The 23,129-nt window shown below is 72.6% G+C and carries 20 protein-coding genes and 1 tRNA gene; 14 read left to right on the forward strand and 7 right to left on the reverse strand.

Features of this window, described 5'->3' with window-relative positions; genetic code table 11:
• Positions 1-32: 32 nt before the first annotated feature.
• The 7 genes from OG896_RS24000 (at position 33) to galK (ending at position 9,484) form a co-directional block, all read left to right on the forward strand.
• Positions 33-953 (forward strand): 4-(cytidine 5'-diphospho)-2-C-methyl-D-erythritol kinase, encoded by a 921-nt coding sequence (locus tag OG896_RS24000; RefSeq protein WP_329374235.1) that lies wholly within the window; start codon positions 33-35, stop codon positions 951-953.
• A 268-nt stretch (positions 954-1,221) separates the two neighbouring features.
• Positions 1,222-3,078 (forward strand): ABC-F family ATP-binding cassette domain-containing protein, encoded by a 1,857-nt coding sequence (locus tag OG896_RS24005; RefSeq protein ID WP_329368544.1) that lies wholly within the window; start codon positions 1,222-1,224, stop codon positions 3,076-3,078.
• A gap of 168 nt (positions 3,079-3,246) precedes the next feature.
• Positions 3,247-5,022 carry an outer membrane protein assembly factor BamB family protein gene (locus OG896_RS24010; RefSeq protein WP_329368547.1) on the forward strand — a complete coding sequence of 592 codons (1,776 nt, stop codon included), beginning with the start codon at positions 3,247-3,249 and terminating at the stop codon, positions 5,020-5,022.
• Positions 5,023-5,253: 231 nt separating this feature from the next.
• Complete coding sequence (locus OG896_RS24015; RefSeq protein WP_328464882.1) at positions 5,254-5,931, forward strand: helix-turn-helix transcriptional regulator; 678 nt, start codon at positions 5,254-5,256, stop codon at positions 5,929-5,931.
• Positions 5,932-6,306: 375 nt separating this feature from the next.
• Positions 6,307-7,350: a galactose-1-phosphate uridylyltransferase gene (galT, locus tag OG896_RS24020; RefSeq protein WP_328464880.1), complete on the forward strand. Its 1,044-nt coding sequence runs from the start codon at positions 6,307-6,309 to the stop codon at positions 7,348-7,350.
• Positions 7,347-8,345 carry a UDP-glucose 4-epimerase GalE gene (gene galE, locus OG896_RS24025; protein WP_329368549.1) on the forward strand — a complete coding sequence of 333 codons (999 nt, stop codon included), beginning with the start codon at positions 7,347-7,349 and terminating at the stop codon, positions 8,343-8,345. The genes galT and galE overlap by 4 nt, the downstream gene beginning before the upstream one ends.
• The gene (gene galK, locus OG896_RS24030) at positions 8,342-9,484 is read left to right on the forward strand and encodes a galactokinase (protein WP_329368550.1); all 1,143 of its coding nucleotides are present in this window, start codon (positions 8,342-8,344) and stop codon (positions 9,482-9,484) included. Before galE ends, galK begins: the two co-directional genes overlap by 4 nt.
• Positions 9,485-9,552: 68 nt before the next feature.
• On the opposite strand, the gene OG896_RS24035 is transcribed toward galK, so the two are convergent.
• The 3 genes from OG896_RS24035 to OG896_RS24045 all read right to left on the reverse strand — a co-directional run bounded on the left by OG896_RS24035 (position 9,553) and on the right by OG896_RS24045 (position 11,823).
• Positions 9,553-10,020 carry a hypothetical protein gene (locus OG896_RS24035; RefSeq protein ID WP_329368552.1) on the reverse strand — a complete coding sequence of 156 codons (468 nt, stop codon included), beginning with the start codon at positions 10,018-10,020 and terminating at the stop codon, positions 9,553-9,555.
• A gap of 107 nt (positions 10,021-10,127) precedes the next feature.
• Positions 10,128-10,730, reverse strand: coding sequence for a TetR/AcrR family transcriptional regulator (locus OG896_RS24040; protein ID WP_329374237.1), 603 nt, complete (start codon positions 10,728-10,730; stop codon positions 10,128-10,130).
• Positions 10,731-10,818: 88 nt separating this feature from the next.
• Positions 10,819-11,823 carry an acyl-CoA desaturase gene (locus OG896_RS24045; RefSeq protein ID WP_329368554.1) on the reverse strand — a complete coding sequence of 335 codons (1,005 nt, stop codon included), beginning with the start codon at positions 11,821-11,823 and terminating at the stop codon, positions 10,819-10,821.
• Positions 11,824-12,112: 289 nt separating this feature from the next.
• Here OG896_RS24045 and OG896_RS24050 point away from each other — a divergent pair.
• The 6 genes from OG896_RS24050 (at position 12,113) to OG896_RS24075 (ending at position 17,034) form a co-directional block, all read left to right on the forward strand.
• Positions 12,113-12,184, forward strand: a tRNA-Gln gene (locus OG896_RS24050).
• Between the two features lie 80 nt (positions 12,185-12,264).
• Positions 12,265-13,728, forward strand: a complete 1,464-nt coding sequence (glmU, locus tag OG896_RS24055) for a bifunctional UDP-N-acetylglucosamine diphosphorylase/glucosamine-1-phosphate N-acetyltransferase GlmU (RefSeq protein ID WP_329368556.1) — start codon at positions 12,265-12,267, stop codon at positions 13,726-13,728.
• 145 nt (positions 13,729-13,873) lie between these two features.
• Entirely contained in the window at positions 13,874-14,851 is a 978-nt protein-coding gene (locus OG896_RS24060; protein ID WP_329368558.1) for a ribose-phosphate diphosphokinase, read from the forward strand.
• Between the two features lie 230 nt (positions 14,852-15,081).
• Positions 15,082-15,699 carry a 50S ribosomal protein L25/general stress protein Ctc gene (locus tag OG896_RS24065; RefSeq protein WP_329368560.1) on the forward strand — a complete coding sequence of 206 codons (618 nt, stop codon included), beginning with the start codon at positions 15,082-15,084 and terminating at the stop codon, positions 15,697-15,699.
• Between the two features lie 156 nt (positions 15,700-15,855).
• Positions 15,856-16,449 (forward strand): aminoacyl-tRNA hydrolase, encoded by a 594-nt coding sequence (pth, locus tag OG896_RS24070; protein WP_329368562.1) that lies wholly within the window; start codon positions 15,856-15,858, stop codon positions 16,447-16,449.
• A 93-nt stretch (positions 16,450-16,542) separates the two neighbouring features.
• Positions 16,543-17,034, forward strand: a complete 492-nt coding sequence (locus tag OG896_RS24075) for a hypothetical protein (protein WP_329368564.1) — start codon at positions 16,543-16,545, stop codon at positions 17,032-17,034.
• A 141-nt stretch (positions 17,035-17,175) separates the two neighbouring features.
• Here the strand turns inward: OG896_RS24075 and OG896_RS24080 are convergent, their stop codons facing one another.
• Entirely contained in the window at positions 17,176-17,541 is a 366-nt protein-coding gene (locus OG896_RS24080) for a VOC family protein (RefSeq protein WP_329368566.1), read from the reverse strand.
• Positions 17,538-18,377: a trans-aconitate 2-methyltransferase gene (locus OG896_RS24085; protein ID WP_329368568.1), complete on the reverse strand. Its 840-nt coding sequence runs from the start codon at positions 18,375-18,377 to the stop codon at positions 17,538-17,540. The genes OG896_RS24080 and OG896_RS24085 overlap by 4 nt, the downstream gene beginning before the upstream one ends.
• Positions 18,378-18,509: 132 nt before the next feature.
• On the opposite strand from OG896_RS24085, the gene OG896_RS24090 reads away from it, so the two are divergent.
• The gene (locus OG896_RS24090) at positions 18,510-19,007 is read left to right on the forward strand and encodes a MarR family winged helix-turn-helix transcriptional regulator (protein ID WP_328464856.1); all 498 of its coding nucleotides are present in this window, start codon (positions 18,510-18,512) and stop codon (positions 19,005-19,007) included.
• Here the strand turns inward: OG896_RS24090 and OG896_RS24095 are convergent.
• Together OG896_RS24095 and ppc are read right to left on the reverse strand one after the other, a co-directional pair.
• Positions 18,975-19,769: a response regulator transcription factor gene (locus tag OG896_RS24095; protein WP_328464854.1), complete on the reverse strand. Its 795-nt coding sequence runs from the start codon at positions 19,767-19,769 to the stop codon at positions 18,975-18,977. The genes OG896_RS24090 and OG896_RS24095 overlap by 33 nt on opposite strands.
• Before the next feature lie 457 nt (positions 19,770-20,226).
• Complete coding sequence (gene ppc / locus OG896_RS24100) at positions 20,227-22,959, reverse strand: phosphoenolpyruvate carboxylase (protein WP_329368573.1); 2,733 nt, start codon at positions 22,957-22,959, stop codon at positions 20,227-20,229.
• Positions 22,960-23,129: the final 170 nt, after the last annotated feature.

Raw genomic sequence — 23,129 nt, forward strand, 5'->3', positions numbered from 1 at the left:
AGACGAACGTCGTACGAACCGAGGAGAATCTGATCGTGACCGCCGTGACCGTACGTGTGCCCGCCAAGGTCAATGTGCAGCTCGCTGTCGGCGGGCGGCGGCCGGACGGGTTCCATGACCTGGCGAACGTGTTCCTCGCGGTGGGGTTGTACGACCATGTGACGGCCAGGTCCGCGGATGAGCTGACGATCACCGCGGAGGGGCGGGATGTCGCCGGCATCCCGCTGGACCGCACGAACCTGGCCGCGCGGGCCGCGGTCGCGCTCGCCGAGCACCATGGCATCGAGCCCGGCGTCCACCTGCACATCGCCAAGGACATCCCGGTGGCCGGGGGGATGGCGGGCGGCAGCGCCGACGGTGCGGGTGCGCTGCTCGCGTGCGACGCGCTGTGGGGACTGCGCACGCCGATGGCGGAACTGCTGCGGATCGCCGGGGAACTGGGCAGCGATGTGCCGTTCCCGCTGCTCGGCGGGGCCGCGCTCGGGGTGGGGCGCGGGGAGCGGCTCACCGCGCTGGAGGTCAGCGGTGCGTTCCACTGGGTGTTCGCGCTGGCCGACGGCGGGCTGTCCACGCCCGAGGTGTACCGCGAGTGCGACCGGCTCCGCCGGGAGAGCGGGGCGGGCGACCTGGCGGGCGAGGTGGCCGAGCCCGCGGCCGACCCGGCGCTGGTGGCCGCGCTGGCGGACGGGGACGCCCACGCGCTGTCCCGGGTGCTGGTGAACGACCTCCAGGAAGCGGCGCTGTCCCTGCGCCCCGGCCTGGCCGACACCGTTGCCGCGGGGCTCGGGGCGGGGGCGCTGGCCGGGATCGTCTCCGGGTCCGGGCCGACCGTCGCCTTCCTCGCCGCCGAGGAGGAGGGCGCCGCCAAGATCGCGGCCGTGCTCGGCGATTCCGCGAGGGTCGCGGTCGCACCCGCCGCCGGAGCCACCGTCCTCCCGCAGGCCGACCGGTAGCCCCTCCCGTAACCGTCCTCACGCCCCCGGCCACCTGCCTGCCACCCCGCCCGTCACCTCACCCGTCACCTCACCCGCCACCCCTCCCGGGGGCCCGCCCCGCCCGCACACCACCGCGGCGCGGACGCTCCCCCGGCCCGCCGCCTCACCCCGCCGCCCCACCGGCGTCCCAGCTTCCTCCGCTCCCCGCCGCCGGCGGCCACCCCGCCCCGTTTACCCTTGAACCCGTCCCCCACGACAACCCCCGTCCCCCAAGAGAGAGCCGTCCGTGGCCGTCAACCTCGTCAATGTCGAAAGCGTCAGCAAGACCTACGGGACGCGCATGCTGCTCGAAGGGGTGTCGCTCGGGGTGTCCGAGGGGGACCGGATCGGGGTGGTCGGGCGGAACGGCGACGGGAAGACCACGCTGGTGCGGATGCTGGCCCGGCTGGAGGACCCGGACGCGGGGCGCGTGACGCAGCAGGGCGGCCTGCGGCTGGGCGTGCTGACGCAGGGCGACTCGCTGGACCCGGCCGCGACCGTCCGGCAGGAGATCGTCGGGGACCGCCCGGACCACGACTGGGCCGGGGACGCGCGGATCAGGGACGTGCTGACCGGGCTGTTCGGGGCGCTGGACCTGCCCGGCTTCGACCGCGGCCTGGACACCGTGATCGGCCCGCTGTCCGGCGGCGAGCGGCGCCGTATCGCGCTGGCGAAGCTGCTGATCGGCGAGCAGGACCTGATCGTGCTCGACGAGCCCACCAACCACCTGGACGTGGAAGGCATCTCGTGGCTGGCCGGCCATCTGCGCGCGCGCCGCGCCGCGTTGGTCTGCGTCACCCACGACCGCTGGTTCCTGGACCAGGTCTGCACGCGGATGTGGGACGTGCAGCGCGGCACCGTCTACGAGTACGAAGGCGGCTACAGCGACTACGTGTTCGCGCGCGCCGAGCGGGAGCGGATCGCCGCCACCGAGGAGGCCAAGCGGCAGAACCTGATGCGCAAGGAGCTGGCGTGGCTGCGCCGCGGCGCCCCGGCCCGCACCTCCAAGCCGCGGTTCCGGATCGAGGCGGCCAACGCCCTGATCGAGGACGTGCCGCCGCCGCGCGACAGCGCCGAGCTGATGAAGTTCGCGAACTCCCGGCTCGGCAAGACCGTGTTCGAGCTGGAGGACGTGACGGTCACCGCGGGCCCCAAGACGCTGCTGGAGCACATCACCTGGCAGCTCGGCCCGGGCGACCGGGTCGGCCTGGTCGGGGTGAACGGCGCCGGCAAGACGTCGCTGCTGCGGGCCCTGGGCGAGGCGGCCGCAAGCGACGGGGAGCGGCAGCCCGCGCACGGCCGGGTCGTGGTGGGCCGGACCGTCAAGCTCGCCTACCTCTCCCAGGAGGTGGCCGAACTCGCCCCCACGCAGCGGGTGCTGGAGGCGGTGGAGTCGGTACGGCAGCGGGTCGACCTGGGCAAGGGCCGGGAGCTGACCGCGGGCCAGCTCTGCGAGAAGTTCGGCTTCGGCAAGGAGAAGCAGTGGACACCGGTCGGCGACCTGTCCGGCGGTGAGCGCCGCAGGCTGCAGATCCTGCGGCTGCTGATGGACGAGCCCAACGTCCTCTTCCTCGACGAGCCGACCAACGACCTCGACATCGAGACGCTGACCCAGCTGGAGGACCTGCTCGACGGCTGGCCCGGCTCGATGCTGGTGATCAGCCACGACCGCTACTTCCTGGAGCGCACCACCGACCGGGTGTTCGCGCTGCTCGGCGACCGGACCCTGCGGATGCTGCCGCGCGGCGTGGACGAGTACCTGGAGCGCAGGCACGCGCTCGTCGCCGCCACCGCGCCGCCCGCCGCCGCCCAGAAGCCGGCGAAGGCGGCGAAGTCGGCCCAGCGGACCGCCGACGGCGCCGGCGCGAACCCCGGCCCGGGCGGCGCCGGAGCCCGCGACACGCGTGCCGCGAAGAAGGAACTCCAGCGCGTGGAGCGGCGGTTGGACAAGGTCGGCGAGCGCGAGGGCGAACTGCACGCCAGGATCGCCGAGCACGCCACCGACTTCGAGAAAGTCGCCGCCCTCGACGCGGAGTTGCGCGCGCTGCGCGAGGAGCGCGAGGACCTGGAGACGCGCTGGCTGGAGCTGGCCGAGGACGCGTAGCGGGGCCCGGCGGCAGCGTGCCGGGGGCGCCGGCGGGCGCGCTGGTGGGGGACGTGTAGCGGGCCGGTAACGGAACAGCGGCGGCCCGGGGAGTCAAGTGGGGCGGGTGATAGAAAGAGTCTCCGCTCGCCCGAACTCCATTCGCCCGGCCCGAAGAAGGACCAGCTGATGTCGCAGCCGCCCCCGCCCCCCGGAAACCCGCCCCCGTACGGCGGCGCCGGCGGAGCTGTGCCGCCGCCCCCTTCGCAGCCGGACAACCCGTACGCCTCTCCGCCGCCCCCGGGCCAGAACCCGTACGCGGCGCCGACCCAGCCCGCGTTCCCCCAGCAGCAGCCCCCACCGCCGCCGCAGCCCCAGCAACCCCGCCAGCCGCCGCAGCAGCCCCCGCCGGCGCCCGCGCCCGGCTACGGCTACCCCGGCCCGCAGCCGCCGCAACCCGGGCAGGGCTACGCGCAGCCCGGATACGGCCAGCAGCAGTACGGTCAGACGCCGCCGCCCGCCGGACCCTACGGGTACCCGCAGCAGGCGCCCGCCCCGCAGTACGGCCAGCAGCCCCCCTACGGCGGTCAACCGCCCTACGGGCAGCCGGGCATACCCGGTGGCGGCGGGTCGAAGAACAAGCTGGTGATCATCGTGGCGGCCGTGGTGGCCGCGGTGCTGGTGATCGGCGGCGGCGTGTACTTCGCGACCAAGGGCGGCGGCAAGGACGATCCGAAGCCGCAGGCCAACTCCGGTGGCACCAGCGGCGGTCCGAGCACCGCCGCGCACAAGTCCCAGCTGGACTTCAAGTGGGACAAGGACGCCGACACCGTCGCGGAGAAGGACAACCTGAAGGACGAGCTGGGCGTCTGGTTCACCGACAAGTACGTGGTGAAGAACCAGATCAACCAGGTGGTCGGGTACGACATCGGCACCGGCGCGCAGGCGTGGGCGATCCCGGCGGCCGCCGGCTCGGACTGCACCGCGGCGCGCGACGCCTACCACGACATGACCGCGATCCAGTACGGCGCCGACTGCGGCAAGATCATGGCGATCGACCTGGCCTCGGGCAAGATGCTGTGGACCGCGCAACTCCCCGGCGGCGACAGCTCGCCGAGCTACCGCGACGCCGAGATGGCGGTCAGCGGGGACTCGGTCGGCATCACCTGGGGCGAGGGCTCGGCCGGCTACCAGCTCAGCGCGCAGAAGACGTTGTGGCAGTCCGGCGACGGCGACAGCGGCGACAACTGCAGGGACGACGGGTACGCCGGCGGCGCGCAGTTCGTGGCCGTCCTCGACTGCGGCTACGACACCTCCTACAAGGTGCAGGTGGTCGATCCCGCCAATGCCGGTGCCGCGAAGTGGACCTGGGCCGCGCCGGAGGGCCTGCGGGTGACGGCGGTCGTCTCCACCGACCCGGTGGTGGTGCTGCTCGGCACCCAGGACACGATCTACACCGACGTGGCGTCGCTGGTCGACGGCCGGTTGCAGTCGCGGGTGTCGCTGGGCACCAAGAAGTACCGGATCGACGACGACGGCATCGAGGTGCAGTCCGTGCACGACGTGCTGGTGGACAAGGACACCGTCTACCTGACGCTGGCCGGCGACACCGCGGGCGAGGGCAAGGTGCTCAGCGGCATCGTGGCCTTCAACCTCTCGGACGGCAAGCAGAAGTGGGTCGCCAAGCCGGCTGACAACTACGACATCACCGGCATCGGCTTCCAGGACGGCAAGGTGCTCGGGTACGAGGCGCCGTCGTACGACAAGCCGGGCAAGCTCGTCACCCTCGATCCGGGCGACGGCACGATGACCACCTACGCGACGCTCGGGTCCGACGCGTACAACAAGCTGGACTCCTTCGGGGACGAGCGCTACATGGTGTGGCACGACAACGTCCTCTACCTGGCCTCGAAGACCGTCTACGCGGGCGAGACCGGGCAGAAGTACCTGGTGGTGTACGGCTGATCACGCATCGGCCCGGAACGCACCGGGCGCTCCGGGGACACCGGGCGATCCGATCGTAGGACCGTGGCACGTTTCCACCGGTAGGGACGCGCTCGGCGCCGGGAAGCGGGTATTTTCGCGGCGAGCGCGTGCTTCCGCCCGCAGGCGCGGTTGGGACCGGTCCGGTCGCGGTATGGACTGGGGACCGGTACCGGCGGCCGTCGGGCCGCAGGGGGATGGGGGAGACCCGAGATGGGTGTACGGCTCGTCGTGGTCGACGACCACCGGCTGCTCGCCGAGGCGCTGGCTTCGGCGCTGAGGCTGCGCGGGCACCGCGTGCTGGCGGCCGCGGCGCCCGCCGCGGGCGCGGCCGAACTGGTGCTCAACAGGACGCCCGAGGTGTGCCTGTTCGGTACCGCCGCGCCCGCCGAGCCCGGCGCGTTCGACACGGTGGCGCGGATCAAGCGTGAGCGGCCCGCGGTGGCCGTGGTGGTGCTCGGGCCGGTGCCCGACCCGCGCGGGATCGCCGCGGCCTTCGCGGCCGGCGCGTCCGGGTACGTCCGGCACGACGAGCGGATCGAGGGCGTCGAGCGGGCCATGGCCAAGGCCAGGACCGGCGAGGTCGCGGTGGCCCAGCAACTGCTGCAGGGCGCCTTCGCCGAGCTGCTCAACCCGGCCCGGCAGCCCGACGACGAGGGGGCCCGGCTGCTGGACATGCTCACCCCGCGCGAGGTCGAGGTGCTGGTGCGGGTCGCCGAGGGTGAGGACACCCGGGTGATCGCGGCCGGGATGCGGATCGCGCCGAGCACCGCCCGCACCCATGTGCAGCGGGTGCTGATGAAGCTGGGCGTGGGTTCCCGGCTGGAGGCGGCGGCGCTCGCGGCCCGGACCGGGCTGCTGGAGCGGGCGGCCGGAGAGCCGACGCGATGAGCGAGGGGCGCCCCTGACCGCCCGGGGCGCCCGTTTCCGAACGGTCCGAGGGACCGCCCGTGCTCGGGCGGTCCCTCGCGCCGTTGTCCCCCCGGGTTTCGTCCGAGTGGGGTGTCCCGGGGTTTCGCCCGGGTGGGGTGTCCCCGGCGAGGCTCCGGGGGAGTGCTTCCGCGCCCCGTTGCGTCGTGGTCTGTTCGGCTTTGTTTGGTTGTGCCCCGCTGCGGTCGGGCGCGCTTGCGTACGGCCTGATCCCCCATCGTGACCAAGCTATGTGACTTCGTAGGCCCCCGGCATTGACTGTACTGTTGCGTTGTGATTCATTGTGTTCGGTTCTGTTGGAAGCGTGTTGAGTGATCGTGGTGTGAGGTGCCGTAGGTGAAGAAGACGCCGACCCGGCTCGCGGACGGCCGTGAGCTGATCTACTACGACTCAGCCGACGCCGTGGTCCGCGACGCGAGCGATCCCCGCCCGCTCGAACCGGTGGCCACCACCACCGAGACGCGTTTCGACCGGCTGCTCGGCGACAGCGTGGCGGTCGCCTCGCACCGGCAGGGCCGCACGTACCACCCGCCGGCCGACCAGTGCCCGCTGTGTCCCTCGCGCGAGGGACGGCAGACCGAGATCCCGGCCGCGGACTACGAGGTGGTCGTCTTCGAGAACCGCTTCCCCTCGCTCACCGGCGACAAGGGCCGCTGCGAGGTGGTCTGCTTCACCTCCGACCACGACGCGTCCTTCGCGAGCCTCACCCCGCAGGCCGCCCGCCTGGTGCTCGACGCGTGGACCGACCGCACCCGCGAGCTGTCCCAGCTGCCCGGTGTCGTCCAGGTCTTCCCGTTCGAGAACCGGGGCAAGGAGATCGGCGTCACCCTCGGCCACCCGCACGGGCAGATCTACGGGTACCCGTTCACCACCCCGCGCACCGCGCTGATGCTGCGCTCGCTCGCCGAGCACCGCGCGGCCACCGGCCGCAACCTCTTCGACGACGTGCTCGCCGACGAGCGCGCCGACGGCAGCCGGATCGTGCTGGCCGGCGAGCACTGGACGGCGTTCGTCCCGTACGCGGCGCACTGGCCGTACGAAGTGCACCTCTACCCCAACCGCCGGGTGCCCGACCTGCTCGGCCTCGACGAGGACGCCCGGGCGGAGTTCCCGCACGTCTACCTGGAGCTGCTGCGCCGCTTCGACCGGATCTTCGGCCCCGACCAGCCGCCGACCCCGTACATCTCCGGCTGGCACCAGGCGCCCTTCACCGCGGCCGACCGCCGGGAGTTCGCCCTCCACCTGGAGCTTTTCACCATTCGGCGCGCATCGGGCAAGCTGAAGTTCCTCGCGGGTTCCGAATCCGGCATGGGCGTGTTCGTCAACGACGTGCCTCCGGAGGCCGCGGCGCTGCGACTGCGAGAGGTGGCCACGAAGTGACCGACACCACCGGGTCCCCCGGACGTAAGAAGCTGCTGGTCACCGGCGGCGCCGGCTACGTCGGCGGGGTCGTGGCGGCGCATCTGGTCGAGGCCGGCCACCAGGTGACCGTGCTGGACGACCTGTCCACCGGCGTACGCGAAGGGGTGCCCGCGGGCGCCGAGTTCGTCGAGGGCCGGGTCCAGGACGCCGGCAAGGTGCTCGACGGCTCCTACCACGCGGTGCTGCACTTCGCCGCGTCCTCCCAGGTCGCCGAGTCCGTCGCGAACCCGGAGAAGTACTGGCGCAACAACGTGGCCGGCACCCTCGAACTGCTCGCCGCCATGCGCAGCGCGGGCGTGGGCACGCTGGTCTTCTCCTCCACCGCCGCCACCTACGGCGAGCCCGCCACGGTGCCGATCACCGAGGACGCGCCGACCGCCCCCACCAACCCCTACGGCGCCACCAAGCTGGCCGTCGACCACATGATCAGCGGGGAGTGCGCCGCCCACGGCCTGGCCGCGGTCTCGCTGCGCTACTTCAACGTGGCCGGCGCCTACGGCGCGCACGGCGAGCGCCACGACCCCGAGTCGCACCTCATCCCGCTGGTCCTCCAGGTCGCCCAGGGCCGCCGCCCGTCGATCGCCGTCTACGGCGAGGACTACCCGACGCCCGACGGCACCTGCCTGCGCGACTACATCCACGTCGCCGACCTCGCCGAGGCCCACCTGCTGGCCCTCGACAAGGCCCAGGCCGGCGAGCACCTCATCTGCAACCTGGGCAACGGCAACGGCTTCTCCGTCCGCGAGGTCATCGAAACCGTCCGCGAGGTCACCGGGCACCCGATCCCGGCCACCTCGCAGCCGCGCCGCCCCGGCGACCCCGCGGTGCTGGTCGCCTCCGCGGACCGGGCCCGCGAGCGGCTGGGCTGGCAGCCGTCCCGCACCGACCTGGCCGGCATCGTCCGTGACGCCTGGGACTTCGCTCGATCGCTCGGGGAGGGCGACATACGATGACTGACGACTCCGCATTCGAGGCCGCGTTCAAGGACGTCTTCGGGCGCGCCCCCGAAGGCGCGTGGGCGGCGCCCGGCCGGGTCAACCTGATCGGCGAGCACACCGACTACAACGACGGCCTGGCGATGCCGTTCGCGCTGCCGCACGTCACCCGCGCGGCCGTCGCCCGGCGCGACGACGGGCTGCTGCGGCTGCACTCGGCGGACATGGACGACGGCACCGTCGAACTCGCGATCGCCGATCTCGCCCCCGGCACCACACCCGGCTGGGTCCGCTACCCGGCCGCCGTCCTGTGGTCGCTGCGGCAGGCCGGCCACGACATCGGCGGCGCCGACCTGCTCTACGACAGCACCGTCCCGGTCGGCGGCGGGCTGTCCTCCTCCGCGGCGCTCCAGGTCGTCACCGCCCTCGCGCTCACCGAACTGCACGGCGTGCACGGCATGTCCCGGCAGGACCTCGCCCTGCTCTGCCAGTCCTCGGAGAACACCTACGTCGGCGCGCCGGTCGGCGTCATGGACCAGACCGCCTCGGCCTGCTGCACCGACGGCCACGCCCTCCACCTCGACGTGCGCGGCCTCACCCAGCGGCAGGTGCCGCTCGACCTGGGCGCCGCTGGGCTGGCGATGCTGGCGGTCGACACCCGCGTCAAGCACGCGCACTCCGACGGCGCCTACGGCGAGCGCCGGGCCGGCTGCGAGGCCGCCGCCGCCGCGCTCGGCCTGCCCGCGCTGCGCGACGTGGCCTTCGACGGCCTGGCCGACGCCCTCGCCGCGCTCCCCGACGACCGGCTGCGCCGGCTGACCCGGCATGTCGTCACCGAGAACCGCCGGGTCGAGGAGGTGCTCGCGCTGTGCGACGCCGGCCGGGTCCGCGAGATCGGCCCGGTGCTGACCGCGGGACACGTCTCGCTGCGCGACGACTTCCAGGTCTCCTGCCCGGAACTCGACCTCGTGGTGGACACCGCGCTGGCCGCGGGCGCGCTCGGCGCCCGGATGACCGGCGGCGGCTTCGGCGGCTCGGCGATCGTGCTGCTCGAAGCGGGCGACCTGGACCGGATCACGCAGGCGGTGGCGGCGGCGCTCCCGCAGTCCCGGCACTTCACGATCGCCCCCTCGGCGGGTGCCCGCCGCCTCTGGTAGGCACGCGGCGCCTGCGGGGCGCACAGGTACACGGGCGGCGCCGGGAGCACCGGCGCCGCCCGCCGCCGTCAGCGCACCAGCGGCGCCGCCCGGGAGACGAACTCCTCTATGGCCCGGCGGGCCGACTCGTCGCGCGTGTCGTGCTCCCGCTGGTCCGCCGCGTTCGACAGGTCCCAGGTGGACCGGTAGGCCCGCTCCGCGGCGAGGACCACGTCGGGTGCGTCGGTGACCAACTTCACCCGGTACAGCGCCTGCCGGGCCGCGGTCCGCAGCCGGTGCGCCTCGTCGCGCACCCGCGGATACGCCTCGCCGTCGGGGCGCTCCGCCCGGACGTACCAGCGGGTGGCCTGACCGTGGCGGTACTCCTCGACCGCGGCGGCGTACCCGCTGTACGTCGCCACGCGCTCCTTGCGTAGTTCCTCGGCCCGCGCGAACAGCTCGCTGCGGCCGGCCGCGAGGCGCTGGAAGGCGTAGGTGAGCACCGAACCCAGCAGCGTGCCGGCGACCGCCACGGCACTCGTCCAGACAGCTTCCACGGCACCAGTCGACCACACGCCCGCGGCGTACGGGGCGGGTTCCCGCACGGGTTCCGCACGGGCTCCGGCCCGGCCCCGGACCGGCTTCGTACGCGCCCGCCGCCAGGTCAGCTCTTGCGGTGGCCGATCAGCCGGGGCTGCTGCTCCAGGCCGGACAGGCCGTTCCAGCTCAGGTTCACCAGATGCGCGGCGACCTCGGCCTTCGGCGGGCGGCGGGCGTCCAGCCACCACTGGCCGGTCAGCGCGACCATGCCGACCAGCGCCTGCGCGTACAGCGGGGCGAGGTTGGGGTCGAAGCCGCGCTGCTCGAACTCGTGGCCGAGGATGTCCTCGACCTGGGTGGCGATGTCGCTGATCAGGGAGGCGAAGGTGCCGGTGGACTGGGCGACGGGGGAGTCCCGGACCAGGACCCGGAACCCGTCGGTGTACTGCTCGATGTAGTCCAGCAGGGCGAAGGCGGCCTGCTCCAGGAGTTCGCGGGGGTGGCCGCCGGTGAGTGCGCCGGTCACCATGTCGAGCAGGCGGCGCATCTCACGGTCGACGACGACGGCGTAGAGCCCTTCCTTGCCGCCGAAGTGCTCGTAGACGACGGGTTTGGACACCCCCGCCTGGTGTGCGATCTCCTCCACCGACGTGCCCTCGTAGCCGCGCTCGGCAAAGAGCACCCGGCCCACGTCGAGGAGTTGTTCGCGTCTTTCCTTGCCGGTCATCCGGACCCGCCGGGTGCGCCGCGCGCTCGGGCCCGCCGGGGCGGAGGGCTGCCGGGCTCTTCCGTCTTCGCCGTCGCTCACCGACCCATCATGCCGCTTCGTCGACGTCCTGCCGGTTGCTCTCCTGGCGGCGGGCGGCGATCCGGGCGGCGTCCGGCCAGCGGACGTCGGAGGCCCAGCCGGCGAGCTCGAACCAGCGGATCAGGCGGGCACTGGAGTCGACCTGGCCGCGCAGCACGCCGTGCCGGGCGGAGGTGGGGTCGGCGTGGTGGAGGTTGTGCCACGACTCGCCGCAGGACAGCACCGCCAGCCACCACACGTTGCCCGAGCGGTCCCGGGACTTGAACGGCCGCTTGCCGACCGCGTGGCAGATCGAGTTGATCGACCAGGTCACGTGGTGCAGCAGTGCCACCCGGACGAGTGACCCCCAGAAGAACGCGGTGAAGGCGCCGTACCAGGACATCGTGGCCAGGCCGCCGACCAGCGGCGGGATCAGCAGGGAGAGCGCCGTCCACAGCCAGAAGTCACGGGAGATCCGGCGGATCGCCGGGTCCTTGATCAGGTCCGGCGCGTACTTCTGCTGCGGGGTCTGCTCCTCGTCGAAGAGCCAGCCCATGTGCGCCCACCACAGGCCCTTCATGAGGGCGGGCAGGGTCTCGCCGTATCGCCACGGGCTGTGCGGGTCGCCCTCGGCGTCGCTGAACTTGTGGTGCCGGCGGTGGTCGGCGACCCAGCGCACGATAGGGCCCTCGACGGCCATCGAGCCGGCGATGGCGAGCGCGATCTTCAGCGGGCGCTTGGCCTTGAACGAGCCGTGGGTGAAGTGCCGGTGGAAGCCGATGGTGATGCCGTGGCAGCCGAGGAAGTACATGACGACCATCAGGCCGACGTCCAGCCAGCTCATCCCCCGTCCCCAGGCCAGCGGCACCGCCGCGGCGAGCGCCACGAAGGGGATGCAGATGAAGAGCAGCAGGGAGATCTGCTCGATCGATCGCTTGCTCTCGCCGCCGCGGGTGGCACTTGGCAGCGGCGATCCCTGTCCTGAGGACCCGGGTTCCCGGGACTCGGTGATCACGTCCGTCTGTGTGGTCATGTGCGTCCCTTGAGGAGAGGAGGGGACCGAAATGGGCTGATGGGAAAGCTGATGGGAAAGTCACTTGCACGGCGCAGGGGCCGTGTGCCGCACAACCTACGCCTCCGTAAGTATTGCAGCGGCGTCCGGCGGGCGACAGGACCAGTCGGGTAAGGGTCGCCTTCCCTTGCGGGTGTCGTTCGAGTGGATCTTTACCCCGCAACGGCGTCGCGTCCACCCCGTGTCGTACGGCATGATGGTTTCGTCCGGCATGAAGGACCCCGACGACGGGTCCCGCAGGTCGAGTTGATCCGCCGTGGTGTAATTGGCAGCACTGGGGCTTTTGGTGCCTTAAGTCCGGGTTCGAGTCCTGGCGGCGGAGCGGATCGGGAGAAGATTCCCCACCCTCGGTAAGCTGCGGTTGTCCAGCACCCGAAGCCCCGAAGCCGAGGAGTCTCCCGCGTGAGCCCCAACCGCCCGGCTGCCGTCGTCATCCTCGCCGCGGGTGAGGGCACCCGCATGAAGTCGGCCACCCCGAAGATCCTGCATCCGATCTGCGGCCGCTCGCTGATCGGCCACGCCGTCGCCGCGGCCCGCGCGCTGGACCCCGAGCACCTGGTGGTCGTCGTCGGACACGGCCGCGAGCAGGTCACCGCGCACCTCGCCGAGCAGGACCCGAAGGCACTGACGGCCGTGCAGGAGGAGCAGCTCGGCACCGGCCACGCGGTGCGCGTCGGCCTGGCGGAGCTGAACCGGCGCGGCGCGGCCCTGGACGGCACCGTCGTGGTGACCTACGGCGACGTGCCGCTGCTGACCACGCAGACGCTGGCCGCGTTCACCGCCGCGCACCGCGCCGAGGGCAACGCGGTCACCGTCCTGACCGCCCAGGTGCCCGACCCGACCGGCTACGGGCGGATCGTGCGCGGCTCCGACGGCCAGGTCACCGCGATCGTCGAGCAGAAGGACGCCGGCGACGCGCTGCGGGCGGTCAAGGAGATCAACTCCGGGGTGTACGCCTACGACGGGCGGCTGCTCGCCGAGGCGCTGGGCAAGCTCACCACCGACAACGCGCAGGGCGAGGAGTACCTCACCGACACCCTGGCGATCCTGCGCGACGGCGGCCACCGGGTGGGCGCGTACGTCGCCGCGGACCACCAGGAGATCGCCGGCGTCAACGACCGGGTGCAGCTCGCGCGGGCCCGCAGGGCGCTCAACGACCGGCTGCTGGAGCGGGCGATGCTGGCCGGCGCCACCATCGTGGACCCCGCCACCACCTGGCTGGACGTCACCGTCACCGTCGAGCCCGACGCGCTGGTGCACCCCAACACGCAACTGCTCGGCGCCACCAGCATCGCCGCGGGCGCCGAGGTGGGCCCGGAGTGCACGCTCACCGACACCTCGGTGGGACCGGGCGCCCGGGTCTCGCACGCCGTCGCCGACCACGCCGAGATCGGCGAGCAGGCGTCCGTGGGTCCGTACGCCTACCTGCGGCCGGGCGCGCGGCTGGGCGCGAAGGCCAAGGCCGGCACCTACGTCGAGATGAAGAACGCCGCGATCGGCGAGGGCACCAAGGTGCCGCACCTGAGCTACGTGGGCGACGCGACCATCGGCGACCACACCAACATCGGCGCCGCCACCGTCTTCGTGAACTACGACGGCGAGACCAAGCACCACACCGTCATCGGCAGCTACTGCAAGACCGGCGCTGACAATATGTTCGTCGCCCCCCGGGTGATCGGCGACGGCGTCTACACCGCGGCCGGCTCGGTGATCACCAAGGACGTGCCGTCGGGTTCGCTGGCCGTCGCCCGCGGCCAGCAGCGCAACATCGAGGGCTGGGTGGCCCGCAAGCGGCCCGGCAGTGCCGCTGCGCAGGCGGCCGAACGCGCACAGCAGCAGGGTGACGAGACCGACGCGCCGGAGTGAGTGAGGGTCGTCTCATCGGCCGGACGTGAGGTGCACAGGTGCGCCGGATGGGGCGTACCGTGTGTGGTGCACACAATTCCGCCAGCCCGCCCGACTTCGGGCGACGCTGTGCCGAACACCAGTCGAACACCAAGGAGACGGTGCAGTGACCGGGATCAAGACGACCGGTGAGAAGAAGCTGATGCTCTTCTCCGGCCGCGCCCACCCCGATCTGGCGGAGGCGGTGGCATACGAGCTGGGTGTAGAGCTCGTCCCCACCCGTGCTTTCGACTTCGCCAACGGCGAGATCTATGTGCGGTTCGAGGAGTCGGCCCGCGGCGCCGACTGCTTCCTGATGCAGAGCCACACCAGCCCCATCAACCAGTGGATCATGGAACAGCTCATCATGGTCGACGCTCTCAAGCGGGCCTCCGCGCGGAGCATCACCGTGATCGTGCCGTTCTACGGCTACGCCCGGCAGGACAAGAAGCACCGCGGCCGCGAGCCGATCTCGGCCCGGCTGATGGCCGACCTGTTCAAGACCGCGGGCGCCGAGCGCATCCTCACCGTCGACCTGCACACCGACCAGATCCAGGGCTTCTTCGACGGCCCGGTGGACCACATGGTCGCGCTGCCGGTCCTGGCGGACTACGTCGGCGCGAAGGTGGACCGGGCCAAGCTCACCGTGGTCTCCCCGGACGCCGGCCGGGTCCGGGTCGCGGACCGCTGGTGCGACCGGCTGGGCGCGCCGCTGGCGATCGTGCACAAGCGCCGCGACCCCGACGTCGCCAACCAGGTGAAGGTCCACGAGGTGGTCGGCGACGTCAAGGGCCGGGTGTGCGTGCTGGTCGACGACATGATCGACACCGGCGGCACCATCTGCGCCGCGGCGGACGCGCTGTTCGCCAACGGCGCGGAGGACGTCATCGTCACCGCCACGCACGGGGTGCTCTCCGGGCCCGCCGCGGACCGGCTGAAGAACTCCAAGGTCAGCGAGTTCGTCTTCACCGACACGCTGCCGACGCCGGCGGAGACCGACCTCGACAAGATCACCGTGCTGTCGATGGCGCCGACCATCGCGAACGCGGTGCGCGAGGTCTTCGAGGACGGTTCGGTCACCAGCCTCTTCGAGGACGCGCACTGACCCAGCACTTGAGCTGACAGGGCGCTCGAGCTGACAGGGCGCCGTCAGGCCGCCCGCCGCACGGATTTCGTTCCGGGCCCTTCCCACGGTTACGCTGTCGAGGTTGCTCGGCGAGGGAAGGGCCCGGACGTACGTCCGCAGCACCTCCGTTATCGACGCGCTCCTCGTGAAGGATCGGCCCGTCGCGGCCGGGCGACCGTACTGCCCACCATTACGAGGAGCCGATTCCCATGGCTGAAGTGAAGATCCCCGCCCAGGCGCGCACCGAGTTCGGCAAGGGTGCCGCCCGCCGGGTGCGCCGCGCCAACCAGGTCCCCGCGGTCGTGTACGGCCACGGCGCCGACCCCCGGCACGTCACGGTCCCCGGCCACGAGCTGCTGCTCGCGCTGCGCACCCCGAACGTGCTGATCTCGCTGGACATCGACGGCGCGTCCGAGCTGGTCATCCCCAAGGCGGTGCAGCGCGACCCGCTGAAGGGCTTCATCGAGCACATCGACCTGCTGTCCGTGAAGCGCGGCGAGAAGGTCACCGTCGAGGTGCCGGTCTCCGCCGAGGGCGAGCTGGCCCCGGGCGGCAACCTGCTGGAGCACGTGCTCAACACGCTGTCGGTCGAGGCCGAGGCGACCCACATCCCCGAGGCGTTCACGGTCTCCGTCGAGGGTCTGGAGGCGGGCGCGTCCATCCTGGCGAAGGACGTCGAGCTGCCCAAGGGCACCACGCTGGTCACCGAGGAGGACGCCGTGGTGATCCAGGTCGTCTCCGCGCAGGCCGAGGCCGAGGAGCCCGCCGAGGGTGAGGGCGAGGCCGCCGCCGAGGCGCCCGCCGCGGACGCCTCCGACGAGAGCTGAACCAGAACGCGCCGGCCGCCGTCGTACCTCCGGGTGCGGCGGCGGCCGTTTGCGCGGTGCGGCGGTCGTACGCGGCGGGCGCGTGTAAGGACCGCCGGCCAGGATGCGCGCCCCTTACGGTTCTACGGTGTACGGCGACTGCTTTCGGAGACGTGGATGAGCGACAGCACAGGGCCCTGGATGGTGGTGGGCCTGGGCAACCCGGGGCCGGAGTACGCCGGCAACCGGCACAACATCGGGTTCATGGTGGCCGACCTGCTCGCCGAGCGGATGGGCGGGAAGTTCAAGCGGGCCCACAAGGCGCAGGCGCAGGTGGTCGAGGGGCGGATCGGGCCGCCCGGCCCGGCGAGCGCGCGGGTGGTGCTGGCCAAGCCGATGTCGTACATGAACCTCTCGGGCGGGCCGGTCACCGCGCTGAAGGAGTTCTACAAGGTGCCGACCGACCGGATCATCGCGGTCCACGACGAGTTGGACATCGACTTCCCCACCCTGCGGCTCAAGCTCGGCGGCGGCGACAACGGCCACAACGGGCTGAAGTCCATCACGAAGTCGCTCGGCGCCGATTATCTGCGGGTGCGGGCCGGAATCGGCCGGCCGCCCGGGCGGATGGACGTGGCGGCGTTCGTGCTCAAGGACTTCTCCTCGGCCGAGCGCAAGGAACTGGAGTGGTTCGTGGACCGGGCCGCCGACGCCGTCGAGGCGCTGGTCACCGGCGGGCTGGAGCGGGCGCAGAGCAGCTACAACGGCTGACCGGCCCTGGCAACGGCTGACCGGCCCGGCCGCGACTGCCGTACGGGGCCCGCAGGTTGACCCGGTGGCATGCGATGGCCAAAGATCGCCCGCATGGCAACTGGGAGCGGTGACCGCGGTGCCGCGCAGGCGGGCGGGCTGGTGCAGTTCGCCCGGGTGGTGGGCGTGGGGGCGGTGGCGGCACTGATTCTGGTGTCCGGCGCGTGGGGTTCGTGGCGCGACGCGCAGTACGTGGTGATCGGCAAGGGCCATGACCACGGCACCGTCCGGTTGGTGGCGTGCGGCGACACGGACTGCACCGGGCCGTTCGCGCCGCACGGCGACGCGCTCCCCCGCGCGAAGGTCACCGTCAGCCTTCCGGTGCGTCACCACGTGGGGGACTCCGTCGGGGTGGTGCTCAAGCCCGGTACGGACACCGGGGTGCGCGACGGGATGGGCGGGCTGCTCTTCGGGTTCGTGCCCTTGGGCGGGGCGCTGCTGCTGGCGGCGGTCGTGGTCGCGCTGGGGCTGCGGCTGCCGCGCGTCGCGTGGACCTTCGCGGTGGCGGGTGCGGCGCTGCTGGGCGGCGCGTTCCTGACGTTGTGAGCCCGGCCCGCCGAGGTGCGGCGAGCCGGGCGGGTGGTGCGGTGGTGCGGTGGTGCGGTGGTGCGGTGGTGACGGTAGTACGGCGGTGCCGGTGGTGCCGGTGGTCGTACGACCGGATCGCGGCAGCGGCGTACGGTCGGATCAGATGGTGGTCGGCTCCAGGAACTCCAGCCGGTTGCCGACCGGGTCCTCGCAGTAGAAGCGCAGGTGGCCGGGCAGGTCGTAGTCCCATACGACCGTCGTGCCCGCGGCCTGGAGCTCCTTGGAGAAGCCGTGGATGCCGTTGACGCGCAGGCCCGGGTGGGCCTTGCGGGCGGGGCGGAAGTGCTCCTCGATGCCCAGGTGCAGCACCGCGGTGCCGGCCGAGAACCAGCAGCCGCCGCGGCCCGCGAGCACCGGCGGCTTGGTCAGTTCGGCCATGCCGAGGACGCCGGTGTAGAAGGCGCGCAGCTGTGGCTCGCTGCCGGGCGGTGCGGCGAGCTGGACGTGGTCGAGGCCGGCGATCACGACGCGGCCCCGGCGGGCGCGGCGGCGGTGCGGGCGATCGCGAAGATCCGGCGGAACGGGAAGACCGTGCCGTGCGGCCCCACCGGGTACGCCTTGCGGAGCAGGTCGCGGTACTGCCCGACGAACTCCCGGGCGGCCACCGGGTCGTCCTCCAGCGCGGTGAGCACCGGGCGCAGCGCGGTGCCCTTCGTCCAGTCCAGCACCGGGTCCTCGCCCTGAAGCAACTGGACGTAGGTGGACTCCCAGACGTCGACGCCGGTGCAGCCCAGCTCGGTCAGGCGCTCCAGGTAGTCGGCGGGGGAGAGGATGTGCACGTAGCGGCGGCCGTGGCCCTCCAGGCGGGCGCGCCAGTGGGGGGTGTCGCACAACTCGGCGAGCAGGGCATGGCTGGGGGCGTTGAAGTTGCCGGGCACCTGGAAGGCGAGGACGCCGCCGGGGTTGATGTGCTCCAGCCAGGACGGGAAGCGGTCGGCGTGTCCGGGCACCCACTGCAGCGCGGCGTTGGACACGATCAAGTCGAAGGGCTCGTCGGGCGTCCACACCGCCGCGTCGGCCTTGCGGAAGTCCAGTTCCCCGCCGCCGGGGGTGGGGCCGGCGTGCTCGCGGGCCGCGTCGAGCATGTCGGCCGAGCTGTCGTAGCCGGTGATGTGTGCGCCGGGCCAGCGGTCGGCGAGCAGCGCCGTGACGTTGCCCGGGCCGCAGCCGATGTCGGCGATCCGGGGCGCGTCGCCGCCGGGCAGTTCGGTGATCCGGGTGAGGAGGTCGAGGAAGGGGCGGGTGCGATGGGTGGAGTGCCGGAGATACTGGTGCGGGTCCCACGTCGGCGCTGCTGGCATCGTTCGTACTCCCTGGGTGCTACGGAGTCGGCGAAAACGGAGGGCGAGGTTCTGCCCTTCACCTTCAGCCTGCTCCCAGAGATATCTTGATGTCAAGAGACTTCATGTCGACAGACCTACTACACTGATCCCATGGAGGACGAGGTCGACCGGCTGGTCGCTGCATGGCGCCGAGAGCGCCCCGACCTCGACGTGGAGCCGCTCGAAGTGCTCAGCCGGGTCAGCAGGCTCGCCCGGCACCTGGACCGGGCCCGCCGGATCGCGTTCGCCGAGCACGGCCTGGAGCCGTGGGAGTTCGACGTGCTGACCGCGCTGCGCCGGGCCGGCGAGCCGTACCAGCTCTCACCCGGCCAGCTCCTCACCCAGACCCTCGTCACCTCCGGGACCATGACCAACCGCATCGACCGGCTCGCCAAGAAGCGGCTGGTGGAGCGGCAGCCCGACCCCAGCGACCGGCGCGGCGTGCTGGTCCGGCTCACCCCGCAGGGCCAGGACCGCGCCGACCAGTCGCTGGCCGGGCTGCTCGCCCAGGAGCGGGCCATCCTGGGCGAGCTGACCGACCGGCAGCGCACCGAACTCGCCGGGCTGCTGCGGCAGCTAACCGCGCCGTTCGACAACGTCCCCGGCTGACGGCAGCAGTTCGACCGGGCCCACCCCGGCCCGCCGGGCCAGCGCGACCGCCGCGAGCGTGGAGTGCACCCCGAGCTTGCCCAGCACGTTCTGCATGTGGGTGCGGACGGTGTGCGGGGACAGGAACAGCCGCTCCGCGACCGCCTTGCGGCCGAGCCCGGCCACCATGCAGCGCAGCACCTCCTGCTCGCGCGGCGTCAGCGACTCCACCAGCTGCTCGCTCTCGGTACGGTGCCGGCGCGCCGCGGTCAGCTCCCGCAGCACCCCGGTCAGCAGCGCCGGCGGCAGGTGCGTCTCGTCGCGCAGCACCCCGCGGACCACCGCGAGCAGCCGCGACAGCGAGCAGTCCTTGGCGACCCAGCCGGACGCGCCGGCCTGCAGCGCCCGCGCGGCGCGCACCGGGTCGTCCCGCTCGGCGAGCACCACGGTACGGGTGCCCGGGTAGGCGGCCCTGATCCGCTCCACCAGCGCGAGGCCGTCCAGCACCGGGTCGCGCGGCTCCAGCGGGCGCGGCTGCGACGGCAGCGCCGGCGGGACCGCGGCCAGCGTCACCGGCGGGCGCGGCCCGGCGCCCAGGTCGGCGTCGACCAGCAGGACGTCGTAGCGGCGGCCGTCGGCGGCCGCGCGGTCGAGGCAGCGCTGCGCGGCGGAGCCGCTGCCCGCCGCGGACACGTCGACGTCGGGCTCGGCCGCGAGGGCGGCCGCGAGCGACTCGGCGAAGATGCGATGGTCGTCGACGACGAGGACCCGGATACGACCCACGGACACCACTCCCGATTCACGGCACTCCCCCAGTGGCGATGGGGCGTCCGCCTCGCTTGGAGCCCGGCACCGGGCAGGGACCGCCGTCCTTGCCCAGGCGCCGGACCCCGTGCGTCTCGCCCCCTGATGGACGCCGGCCCCCACCGGCGTCGTGGAAAAAGAGTAGGTGCTCGGCCGGACAATGGAGCCACCTTGGCCGAACTTCCCGGCCTGGATTTTACCGACGTGCGCCGCCGACGGGCCGGGTGCCGCCGCTGGTGGCGGACCCGAAGCGGAACCGCCGGCCAGATCCCCCGCGGCTGCTCACCCGTCCTTCCCGCGCGGGCGCCCCGCGCAGGTTCCCCGCGCACATCGCCCGCGCGGGTCCCGCGTCGCACGTTCCCCCCGTCGCACGTTCCCCGCATCGCACGTTCCCCGCGCCGCCGGGTGGCGACGCGGGGAACGTGCGGGTGCGGTGTCAGCCCGTGTTGCGCAGACCCGCGGCCACACCGTTGACCGTCAGCAGCAGGGCGCGGGCCAGCAGCGGGTCCGGCTCCTCACCGCGGGCGGCCGCTTCGCGCTGCCGGGCGAGCAGCGTCACCTGGAGGTAGGAGATCGGGTCCAGGTACTGGTCGCGGATGTGGAAGGTCTGCGCCAGCACCGGGCTGGCGGCGAGCAGTTCGGACTCGCCGGTGATCCGCAGCACCTCGCGCACGGTCAGCTCGTGCTCCGCCTCGATCGTGGCGAAGACGTGCTTCAGCTCGTCGGGCACAAGGGTGTCGACGTAGTGGCGGGCGATCCGCAGGTCGGTCTTGGCCAGCGTCATCTCGACGTTGGACAGGAAGTTGCGGAAGAAGTGCCACTGGCCGTGCGCCTCCTCGATCACCGAGTCCAGGCCGGCCTCACGCGCCGCCTTCAGCCCGGAGCCGACGCCGAACCAGCCGGGCACGATCTGCCGGGACTGGGTCCAGCCGAAGACCCACGGAATGGCCCGCAGGCCGTCCAGGCCCGCGCCGGAGTCCGGCCGGCGGGACGGACGCGAGCCCAGGTGCAGCTCGCCGAGCTGGTCGACCGGGGTGGAGGCGAAGAAGTACTTCGGCAGGTCCGGGTCCTCGACCAGCTCGCGGTAGGCGCAGTGCGCGGCCTCGGAGATGATCTCCATCGCCGAGTCCCAGCGCGCCAGCGCCTCGTCGGACTGCCGCGGCGCGGTGTGCAGCGCGGACGCCTGGAGGGTGGCCGCGACCGTCAGTTCGAGGTTCTCCCGGGCGAGCGAGGGGATCAGGTACTTGTCCGAGATCACCTCGCCCTGCTCGGTCACCTTGATCTCGCCCTCCAGGGTGCCCCACGGCTGCGCGAGGATCGCGGTGTGCGAGGGGCCGCCGCCGCGGCCGACGGTGCCGCCGCGGCCGTGGAAGAGCCGCAGCCGCACCCCGTGCCGGTGTGCGACGTCGCGCAGCCGGCGCTGCGCGCGGTGGATCTCCCACTGCGAGGTGGTGATGCCGCCGAACTTCGAGGAGTCGGAGTAGCCGAGCATGACCTCCTGCACGTCGCCGCGCAGCGACACCAGCCGCCGGTAGGAGGGGTCGGAGAGCATCTCGTCGAGCAGCTTGTCGGCGATCTTCAGCTCGTCGGTGGTCTCCAGCAGCGGCACGATGCCGATCTTCGCGACCCCGGCGTGCAGGTCGATCAGCCCGGCCTCGCGGGCCAGCACCGCTGCGGCGAACACGTCGTCGGAGCCCAGGCACATGGAGATGATGTACGACTCCACGACCTCCGGGCCGAACCGTTCGAACGCCTCGCGGATGGTGTGGAAGACGCCGAGCGTCTTCGCGCCCGCGGCGTCCAGCGGCGCCGGGCTCGGGGCCAGCGGGCGGCGCGAGCGCAGCTCCTTCGCGAGCAGCTTGCGGCGGTAGTCGCGCGGCATGTCGGAGTACCGCCAGGACTCCTCGCCGAGCCGGTCGAAGAGCTGGCCGAGCGCGTGGTGGTGCGCCTCGGCGTGCTCGCGCACGTCCATGGTGGCCAGTTGCAGGCCGAACGCGGCGAGTGTGCGGATCGTCCGGTCGGTGCGGCCGTCGGCGATCAGGCCGCCGCGGTGGGCGCGCAGCGAGTCCTGGATCAGCTGCAGGTCGGTCAGCAGCTCGGCGCTGCCCAGGTAGTCCCGGCCGGGGACGTGCGGAGTGCCACCGGCCAGCCGCTCACGGGTGTTGACCAGCTTCTGCCGGATGCAGGTGGCCTTCAGCCGGTAGGGCTCCTCGGCGTTCAGCCGCTTGTAGCGGGGGCTGATCTCCGGCAGCGCCACCAGGTCGTCGGAGAGGGAGTCCAGCAGCTCCTGGCTCGCGCCGGAGTTGCGGATGGAGTTCGACAGCGCGCCGCGCAGGAAGTCGACCTGCTCCAGCGCGTCGGTGATGCCGTGCTCGTGCTGGAGGATCAGCACGTCCCAGGTCACCTCGGGTGTGACGTTGGGGTTGCCGTCGCGGTCGCCGCCGATCCAGGTGCCGAAGGTCAGCGGGCGGGTCTGCGGCGGCAGCGGCACCCCGACCCGCTCCAGCTCCGCGGCCAGGTCCTCCAGGACGTCGCCGACCGCGCCGGCGTGCAGCTCGTCGAGGTAGTAGATCGCGTTGCGGGCCTCGTCGGCCGGCTCGGGGCGGACCACCCGCAGCTCGTCGGTCTGCCACAGCAGGTCGATGTTCTCGGCCAGCCGCAGGTCCGCGCGCCGCCGGTCGCCGGAGGAGACCGGGGTCTGGTCCAGCAGCTCGGCGATCCGGCGCAGCTTGTTCAGCACCGAGCGGCGGGCCGCCTCGGTGGGGTGCGCGGTGAAGACCGGCCGCACGTTGAGGTTCTGCACGCTCTCCCGCACGTGTACGGGGTCGCCGTCCTTGAGCAGGTCGGCGGTCTGGGCCAGCAGGCTGCCCTCGTTGGCCCGGCGGGAGCGCAGGTCGCGGCCACGGTGCACCTGCTCGGTGACGTTGGCAAGGTGGAAGTAGGTGGAGAAGGCGCGGACCAGCTTCGCCGCGGTCTCCAGGTCGGTCTCGCCGAGCAGTGCGGCGGCGGCCTCGCCGTCGCTGCGGGTCAGTGCGCGTACCTTCTCGACCAGGTCGAGGAGTTCCTGGCCCTCTTGCCGGACGAGGGTGCCGCCCAGCAGTTCGCCCAGGCGTCGGATATCGGCTCGCAGGGCGGTGCTGCTGTCCGGTGGGGTGTCGGCGCTGCTCACAGGTGCGGCTCCTTGTGCAGTGGGATGGGCGACGGCTTGGGAGACGAGTGGGTACGAACTCGGGTACGGGGACTCGCGGACCGCGCTGTCCGACCGGTCCAGGATAGGTCGGAGGCCGCGCGGCGAGACGCCCGGCCCAACAGACGGACACCAGGACGGGCCGTTCCCGT

Source organism: Streptomyces sp. NBC_00669 (assembly GCF_036226785.1).
Classification (GTDB): Bacteria; Actinomycetota; Actinomycetes; order Streptomycetales; family Streptomycetaceae; genus Actinacidiphila.